The sequence below is a fragment of the Prolinoborus fasciculus genome (assembly GCF_056724605.1).
The window spans coordinates 1-8,484 of sequence record NZ_JBWZQN010000090.1 but is presented as its reverse complement, the minus strand read 5'-3'; the positions used below and the strand labels follow the sequence as shown (position 1 = coordinate 8,484).

The following is an 8,484-nucleotide window of genomic DNA, read 5'->3' as shown; positions in this document are numbered from 1 at the left end:
AGGATCACTACCTAGCAGACTAATTTTTAATTGAAAAACTTCATCAGAAGATTTGAGCTTTACAGTTCCCATAACAGCCTAGTTCTCAAAAAATAGTTTTAGTAAATCTAAAATTAACATAATACACCTTATACGAAATGCTCTTTTTTATTCTATATAAATCATAGTCTTATCGTATACAAAAAAGCCCAACTGCACTCAGTTGGGCTTTTTTAATGATTTTTCATGTTCCACGCTTACTATTTAAGCAATGTTCCACGGTTTTGTTCAGTTTTAATAAACCTCATCCGGTTTTTTGATGAGTCATTATTTCATGTGCTTGCACTGAAATTGGCTCATCAAAAAACTGGAGTCCTGGCTAACCATAAGGAAGGAAAAAACGGCTCAGGAAACCCCTTTTTTTAGGTTCAGGCTCAACGTGTTCTGGAACAGGGATACGTTTGTTCTCTGGAGTAGTTAATCTGTTCTCTTTTGGTGGAACTACTATCACCTCTTCCTTCATTTCTACAATGGGAGCTGATTTAGGGAGTTCGGGTTCACTAGGCTCTTGGATCTTTGGTTTGGGTGCTTCCAGTAGACGTTGCATCATCTCAATTTGATTTTGATAAAAGGATTCACGCTCTTTTGCATCATCAAGTTGATTTTTCAGCATGTCTATCTGTTGCCTAAGTAGTAAAACTTCTGCCGAATTTGGACTGTCTATTTTTACAGACTCTTTTACATCTAGTTTTTTTGAAGGTTCACCAAAAACACGGATAGCCTCGGCTAGATCAATTTTATTATCAGAATTTTTACTTAAAATTCCTTTCTTTATGTTGTTGTAAATCGTTTGTCTATTGATATTGTAAAGCTTAGAAAGCTCAAGAACTGTAAGGCTTTTCATGTTGTAAATCTATGCCTAACTCTGTCAAAAGTTGTTGTCTATTAGACTGCCTAATAGACAAATGATCAAGTATAAATTTTAGGCAGCTTGATAGCCAACTTTTTGAAGATAAGGGAATAATTCTTGGAATTTTTGAGAATCTTGAAGCATTTCTGCAATGCGCACAGCAAATTGCTGGTAGCTTTCGGTGCCTTCTGAATATCGCCCCATCTCAGGTAATTCAGAAAGTTTGTTGGCAAAGAGATGACGTTGTTTATCACTCATTTTGGAGAAAAGAGCTAATGTATCCGTTCCCTTAATTACTTTGTCAGAGTTGGTTTTTTTCTGCTTAAAACTGAAAGAAAAACCGGAAATTGAACGTCCTTTTTTATGTTGTTCATATTTAGCCGTTATATCGGTTAACTCATTTACTTGCTTGAGGGCAAACTCTAAAACATACGTTTTAAAATTACTCATTGTTTTGTATTGATGAGCTTCGACACCAAGTTGTTGTCTAAAGATCGATAGATCAAAAATTGGCGTTTTACCGGCAGATCTCCATTGAATTAATAACTCGTATAACCGAATAGCATAAGAGCTAGTTAATCTCGAAACCTGCTCCAATTCATATTTAGTAAAGTTTTCTTCCAGTCGAGTTATGAGTGGAACAATGTCTTGCGTGAAACGTAGGAAAACGATCCCGGATTGAGGTTCATATCCAATTTTATCGACCCAACGACAGTGAAAGCTACGATCCTTACCAGTCTTAGGATTAATGTCATGATACGTGACATAGCGATCAAATAAGCTTTTAGATGCATCCCGAAGCACGGTATAAGCAGTGTGTTTCTCGACATTAAAGGTATTGATATAACTACTTGCATGTACTTCTAAAAGGCTATTTTCAGTTATCCCATGCCCTGTTTCTCGAGCTTCAGCAATGGCTAATAGGATCAGCCTTTGTTCAACTGTATCTAGGGTATAGCTAGCTTGAATTAAAGCATTATCCTTTACGATTAATTCACTCATTTCTAATAATAAATTTATAATTAAACTAGGTCGTACAATAGACTATTTTAATTGATTTGTAAATCATCTTGATTTGAGGTCGATAAACCTAGTTTTAAGGTCGATAAACCTAGTTTTATGGGTCGATAAACCTAGTTTTATGGGTCGATAAACCTAGTTTTATGGGTCGATAAACCTAGTTTTATTGGCTCTGAAACCCTTGTGTATAAAGGATTACAGCTTACTTAAAAGCATTTAAAAGATTAAAAATAATTAAAAGCCTAAAATATAAAAAATTGCCCTTGGTTTTCGCTACGCTCAAACTCTATTGAATCTCGCTTTCGCTCGATTCGTAGGGGCAATTTTTGGTTCATATTTTCGTGAATTTCAGAAAAAGCAAAAGCAAGATCAAAAGCAGCTCGGAATTCGCTTCGCTCATGAGCTTCTTTTCTCGCTACGCTCGATTTAGGAATCAAACTTGGAAAGTTCGCACCCATGCGGGATGCTCTGGTATGCAGGTGATTGATGGATAGGGAGCTTGTAATCAGGGAAAGGGATGGGCAAATTTTCTCAGTTCGCTCGTAGACACTCGCTCTGTTTAACGACTCATGCCACGAGATTTCATTTTAGGCGCATGTTGCTGTGCTTTGAGTTGTTGTTCTTGTCTGATTTTCATCTGTTGTTCTGCTTTAATATCATCCACACATTTTTTAACGATCTTGTAGGACTGGTAGAGGGTCTGGTATTGCTTGGCTTTCTCCGGATGCTGTTTTTGATATTTCTTCCAGGCATGTTCTTTGAACTTTTCATTCTCCAATAAATCCTTCACACCATGTTTTTTCTGGTGTTCATGCTGACCTTTCAACTTTTTGTGTTCCTGGTAGATCTCATCACGTTGGGCTTCCCAGGCTTTTTTTCCAAACAGTAAGGGTTTGTTCTGGGTTAATTCGTTGTGTTGATCGACCAGGCTTTGCAATTTGTCATGACTTTGCTTGAGTCCGCTTTTCACGATCTCCTGGGCAAGCTGCTGATTGAACTCGTTTTGATGTTTGTGGTGCTTGGTCAGGTTTATTTCGGCTTGTTTGAGATTGCGCTGCATAAAATCCAGGTCTAGATTCGCGTCTTTTGCGCTGATTTCGCGTTTTAGCACTTTGCCAAGGGTTCCCCTCTGTTTTTCCTCAAACAGGGATTTTTCGTCAATTGGTGGCGTTTTAGCGCTATTCTTGATTTGGATCTGCTGTTCTGTTTTCAGTGTGCTGAGTTTTATCTCATTTTCAGCAATTAGAACGTCCATATTTTTGTCGTATTGCAACTGAGCCTGATTTCTCTGTTTGATTTCATCATTGCTTCGGCTGATTTCGGTTTCGATGCCTCTTCTACGTAGTTCGGTGACTTTCGGTCCTTCGTGCAGGGTGGCTTCCAGGCCATTCTCCTGGTCTTTGTAGCTGCGGTGGTCGACCCGGGCTGTGGATCCGGCCAGATTCAGGTGCACATTGCAGATATCGGCAAAGTGTTCACGCCAGTGATCGATTTCTCCACTGTGTTTCTGATCGAGTTCCCGGGTTTTCTCTGTAAAACCTTCTGGCGTAAGTTTACGTGTGCTCATCAGGATATGGGCGTGATAATTGCGCTCATCACTGCCGGATCCGGTATGCGGTGCATGAATACAGGCATCGACTGCTACTTGATGTCTTTCCACGATGCTGGCACATAATTCTTCGAGCATGGCCAGACGTTGTTCCTGGTTCAGTTCACTTGGAAAGGCAATTTCAAATTCCCTGGCTACAGTCGAGTTTTTTCGGGTCTCCCGTTGTTCAACTTCGTTCCAGAGTTTTTCTCGATTCTTTAAATGCTCTGGTGCGCCTTCTGGTAAATAAATTTCTTTGTATTCCACACCGGTTTTTCGGCTGTAGTCATGTTCTCGGCCTTCACGTTCACAATAGATCTTTTCACCTGCCCGATAGGCAATCGCAGCAGTGGCGGAACGCCCTGCTGATCGTGCTACGGTTTTGACTGAAAAGTGGTAAATCGCCATGTCTATTTTTCGCTTTTAAATTTTCACGTAGTGAAATACAACCGTGAATACGGTTGTCGGGGTATTGGGGAGACCCCAATCGTACTTGCAAACATAGTTTGCATAAGTGCGCTCTTCGAGGAAAACATTACTATACATATAGCACCTTGAATGCATATTCAAGTGCGCTTATGTTAGGGATGGTTTCCCAGAATGATGGTATTGGATTAATGAGCGTTACTGAAACACTAGACAGCAAAATCAAGGCACAGGAAGAAAAGCTAAAGCAGTTAAAGGCTCAAAGACAGGCAGCACTGGCAAGAGAGCGTACCAAAGAGAAAGAACAGGCACGAAAGGACGATACCAGACGCAAGATTTTAATTGGATCCTGTATGTTAAAAATCACTGAAGATGATGAACAAGCCAGAGCTAAACTAATTGCTCAGATGGATAAGTATTTAACGGATGAGCGTGACCGAAAGCTATTTAATCTATAAATTTTGAGAGATGAGTAGTGGAAGATTCAACACTTAATGAGTTAATACGTAATACAGAATTATTCTTTGAACATCACTGGAATGTAGATCTATTAGGAAAGCCTCCTGAATGGTCACCAGTACATTTTAATTTTGGAAAAATTCCTAATTACGATAAACAAGGTGTATATGCGTTTATCAAAGGAGATTTAGTGACTTATATCGGTGTTGGGACTTCTAGAGGGGCTGGCCGTTATCGTGGTAATGGCTTAAGCGCCAGGGTAATGAAATATTGCCGATGGAATGAAGATAAAACTGAATATATTGCGATAGATCCAAGACTGAAAGATGCTGGATCCATCATTACAATAGGCTTTGAACGTGATACGGCTTATTTAGCAAATGCCCTAGAAGTTTTTCTTATCTCTAAAATCCAACCTGTCCACAATGTAGTTAAAGTTGGTATGTAATTTCGCATAAGAGATTTTATGTTAAATAAGAAGTTTAATTAATGATAAATAATTATATTTTTTAAAGTTACAATCTCAAATCTAAAAATTGCATTAAGAGATTGTTTAAGGCATGAAGCTAAATTCTTCTGATGATCAAACCACGAACACAAGTGATCTTCCATTAGCATTAGCACTATCTGGAGGTGGAATTCGTGCAATGATTTTTCATTTGGGGGTGTTAAAATATTTAGCTGAAAAGAATAAGTTACATTGTATACAACACATTTCCACTGTATCTGGTGGCAGTTTAATATTAGGTCTTATTCTACAAAGTAATAAAATGCTTTGGCCCAGCTCAAGCATATTTTTGACAGACACTTTACCTGATCTTAAACAAAAATTGTGCACTAGAAGTCTAATGGCTGGAATGTTAAGACAACTTAAGAATCCTATAAATTTCAGATTTTTACTATCAAGATCAAACTTATTGGCGAATACTTTATGTGATGAGTGGGAGATTGATTGCAAATTATCAGAAATTCCTGATCATCCTGTATGGCACATAAATGCAACTACAGCTGAAACAGGTAAACGTTTTAGATTTAAGAAAGAAAACCTAGGTGAATATTCCTTAGGTTATACAAAAGATACGCAAAAATTTCCTCTAGCTAAAGCCATGGCAGTATCTGCTGCTTTTCCTGGAGGGATAGGGCCGTTGGTTATTAATCCTCTTGATTACACATGGCATAAACGGCCTTGGGGACAAGTAGAAACTGAAAATAAAGAGATATTTCTAAACTATTCACGATTACATTTATATGATGGCGGTGTATACGATAATCTTGGATTAGAACCATTTTTTGATACAGGAAAACAAGAAAAGAAAGACTCTATTACTCATGAGGTTATGATTCTTGTTTGTGATGCTGGAGCCCCATTAGAACAAAGTTTTATTGCTAAACAACTTAATCCTTGGAGATTAAAACACATTACTGACATCATCTCTGATCAATCAAGAGCTTTACGGGTTCGCTCCTTTGTTAACTTTTCTCGAAATAATTTAGGTCAGGGCTTATATATTCATATACGAGAATCAAGAATACCAAAAGATAATCAAAATGCTGTTTTCACGCGGTCATTTCCGACAACTTTAAGAAAATTAAAGGAAAATGAGTTCAATATGATTCTAGAACATGGTTACGAAGCTTGTAAAAGTAGAATGGGTCTGTGATTATTACTTAAACCATTGTTTTTTATATAAGAGTATTTATGGATCCTAGACGAACTCGCTTCAGAGCATATAAGTTACAACAATCTGGTAGCTTGATGTCATATGCCACTGATGCCAATTTTACTTTAATTGAAGCACGAATAGGCCCCTTGAGCCGTCCTGGTTTAGAGCAAGAGCTAGACATCTTTAAGAAGACCAAAATTGATACTTTACATATTACAAGTTGGGACAATGATCATTGTAAAAAGTCTGATTTAGAGGAAATTTTAATTGATTTTAGACCATCAAAAATAGAATATCCTGGATACGACCCTCATTGTGATCATGCTCAAAATTGTTTAGATCTGATAATGAAGTATCAAATTCCTACAAAATCTAGGGTCAAAGTAGACCCTCCTTATATAGAAAGCTTGGATACATCAAAGGAACTTGGATACAAAGATATTCTTTATCATCCCAAATGGCTGTCAACATCTTCCAATGATAACTCTACAGTTAAAATGTTTAGAACAGGATCGTTTAACGTTTTAAGTTTAGGTGATGTAGAAGATGAAAATATCGCTGCGTCTTTGAGAAGAAATAAGCTCTTATGTCAAGAAGTTGATGTATTGATATTGGCTCATCATGGAGCAGAATGTGCCTTAAATACAAAGAAGTTTTTTTCTTACGTAAAGCCAAAAATAACCATCTGTACAAGTAATTATCAAAATATGTATGAACATCCACGCCCATCTGTGAGGGATACGCTACATAAATTAGAAATACCTGTTTATACAACTAAAACAGGCGACGTTATTATTGAATCTATCCATGGGCATAGAGAGTACTATGAGCTTACAAATTTTTGTGCTAATGGAGAAAAAATAAGCTCATCGAAAATATTGACTAGTAAAAAAAGTCATTATTTAAAAATGAATTTAGATGCTCGAATGAATCGTTACGGAAGATAAAGCGAACTTTATAGCTCCATTTTACGGATGAGTTGTGAGTTAGTTTAGTATGGCATTAGATATAGCCAAATTTAGCAGTTTGGATAGTGGAAATTAAGAAAAACTAAAATTAACATAATACGGATTATGCGAAATGAGAGCCTACAGCTCTCGTTTTTTTGTCCTAAAACTGCTAAAATTTTTATACGCCATTGACGTACTTCAACCTATGTTATTTATTGAAACCAGTATTTTTACCAAGCAAATTAAAGAGCTTGTGAATGATGAAGAGTATCGTCAGCTTCAGCAGGATCTCTTGGTACAACCTGATAAGGGCGACTTAATCAAGAATGGCGGTGGCATTCGTAAAGTACGTTGTGCTCAAGGAAATAAGGGTAAAAGTGGCGGTATCCGAGTGATCTATTATTGGGTTACGGAGGATGATCAGATCTTTTTCCTAGTGGCTTATCCAAAGTCTGTGAAAGATAATCTGACAGACAAAGAAACATCGATCTTGCGTCAATTAGTGAAGGAGCAATTTCATGGATAACAACTTATTTGATGACCTGGTTGCTTCAATCAAAGAAGCCGGAGCCATCAAACGTAATGAGATAAAGGCAAGTCGAGTCACAGAGCTCGAATTGCCTGATATTAAAGAAGTACGTGAGAAAACTGGATTAACCCAGGCAGAATTCGCTGCACGTTTGCATATTAGCGCGAGAACGCTACAAAACTGGGAACAAGGCCGTCGCTATCCAACTGGTCCTGCAGCGACTTTAATTCGTATCCTGGATGCTCATCCAACTTTAATTTAAGAAGTTTAGATAATAAAAAACCCTGGCATCTTGCCAGGGTTTTTTATTTCTTCTTCGTGTGCTGTTTTACCCTCTGGTCCTTGTTTAATAACTTATAATTATTGTTTTATGTTATGGAACATCCGGTTCCTGATAGGTTCATCATAGGAAATTTGGAGCTTTCCAAATAGCCGCAAAGAGCCGAGATTTATGTGCGCCAAGGCGTACAAAATAGCCTAAATTTTATCCACAGCAATTGGGGATAGTTTTGGAACCTGGATCCGTATGAAATGGGCACTGATTGTCAAATTGATCATTTTTTAACCGATTTTACTGGCAAAATGTTACAGATATGCTTAAAAACTCACCAACTTATTACAAAAGCCGATTTTTTGCCTTTTCCTCGTCATGACTGAAATTTTAAGTCATTGATATTTCAATTAATATACAAGTGTACTTCGTATAACCTCCATTATGTTAAATCAGGTTTAAAACTTAATATCATGTGAATTAAAGTAGGTCGGATCAAACTCTATCTCTCCTATTTCATCCTCGATAATTTGCATGTAATCGTCATATCTTGGATGTTTGGGGTCTTGTAATGCATCTAAAATATCAAGATATCCAAAAATTCCTCCAATATCTTCAAATGGAGCATGATTTTGACCATCTATACAACATGGATATTTTTTATTTAAATCAGGAGATTGTCTGCTTT

At 37.3% G+C, this 8,484-nt stretch carries 11 protein-coding genes; 6 read left to right on the top strand and 5 right to left on the bottom strand.

Features of this window, described 5'->3' with window-relative positions; genetic code table 11:
* Positions 1-358: 358 nt before the first annotated feature.
* The 4 genes from AC1P5O_RS15600 to mobQ form a co-directional block, all read right to left on the bottom strand.
* A complete protein-coding gene (locus AC1P5O_RS15600; RefSeq protein ID WP_127262066.1) occupies positions 359-883 on the bottom strand; it encodes a plasmid replication DNA-binding protein in 525 nt (174 codons plus the stop codon).
* Positions 884-961: 78 nt separating this feature from the next.
* Positions 962-1,891, bottom strand: coding sequence for a replication initiation protein RepM (gene repM / locus AC1P5O_RS15595; RefSeq protein ID WP_127262067.1), 930 nt, complete (start codon positions 1,889-1,891; stop codon positions 962-964).
* A gap of 260 nt (positions 1,892-2,151) precedes the next feature.
* On the bottom strand, positions 2,152-2,367 hold the full coding sequence (locus AC1P5O_RS15590; RefSeq protein WP_499006347.1) for a hypothetical protein: 216 nt from the start codon (positions 2,365-2,367) through the stop codon (positions 2,152-2,154).
* A 101-nt stretch (positions 2,368-2,468) separates the two neighbouring features.
* Positions 2,469-3,905 carry a MobQ family relaxase gene (mobQ, locus tag AC1P5O_RS15585; RefSeq protein WP_499006344.1) on the bottom strand — a complete coding sequence of 479 codons (1,437 nt, stop codon included), beginning with the start codon at positions 3,903-3,905 and terminating at the stop codon, positions 2,469-2,471.
* A gap of 170 nt (positions 3,906-4,075) precedes the next feature.
* Between mobQ and AC1P5O_RS15580 the strand changes: the two genes are divergently transcribed.
* From AC1P5O_RS15580 to nadS, 6 genes are all read left to right on the top strand, one after another.
* Entirely contained in the window at positions 4,076-4,381 is a 306-nt protein-coding gene (locus AC1P5O_RS15580; RefSeq protein WP_000901333.1) for a DUF8583 domain-containing protein, read from the top strand.
* A gap of 17 nt (positions 4,382-4,398) precedes the next feature.
* Positions 4,399-4,830 (top strand): hypothetical protein, encoded by a 432-nt coding sequence (locus AC1P5O_RS15575; RefSeq protein ID WP_004986359.1) that lies wholly within the window; start codon positions 4,399-4,401, stop codon positions 4,828-4,830.
* Between the two features lie 112 nt (positions 4,831-4,942).
* A complete protein-coding gene (locus AC1P5O_RS15570; protein ID WP_499006341.1) occupies positions 4,943-6,043 on the top strand; it encodes a patatin-like phospholipase family protein in 1,101 nt (366 codons plus the stop codon).
* A 38-nt stretch (positions 6,044-6,081) separates the two neighbouring features.
* On the top strand, positions 6,082-6,993 hold the full coding sequence (locus AC1P5O_RS15565; protein WP_499006340.1) for a ComEC/Rec2 family competence protein: 912 nt from the start codon (positions 6,082-6,084) through the stop codon (positions 6,991-6,993).
* Between the two features lie 133 nt (positions 6,994-7,126).
* Positions 7,127-7,522: a type II toxin-antitoxin system RelE/ParE family toxin gene (locus AC1P5O_RS15560; protein ID WP_499006339.1), complete on the top strand. Its 396-nt coding sequence runs from the start codon at positions 7,127-7,129 to the stop codon at positions 7,520-7,522.
* On the top strand, positions 7,515-7,787 hold the full coding sequence (nadS, locus tag AC1P5O_RS15555) for a NadS family protein (protein ID WP_004641921.1): 273 nt from the start codon (positions 7,515-7,517) through the stop codon (positions 7,785-7,787). Before AC1P5O_RS15560 ends, nadS begins: the two co-directional genes overlap by 8 nt.
* A 467-nt stretch (positions 7,788-8,254) precedes the next feature.
* On the opposite strand, the gene AC1P5O_RS15550 is transcribed toward nadS, so the two are convergent.
* Positions 8,255-8,484: IS1096 element passenger TnpR family protein (locus AC1P5O_RS15550; RefSeq protein WP_499006335.1), on the bottom strand; the 230-nt coding region annotated here is incomplete at its 5' end.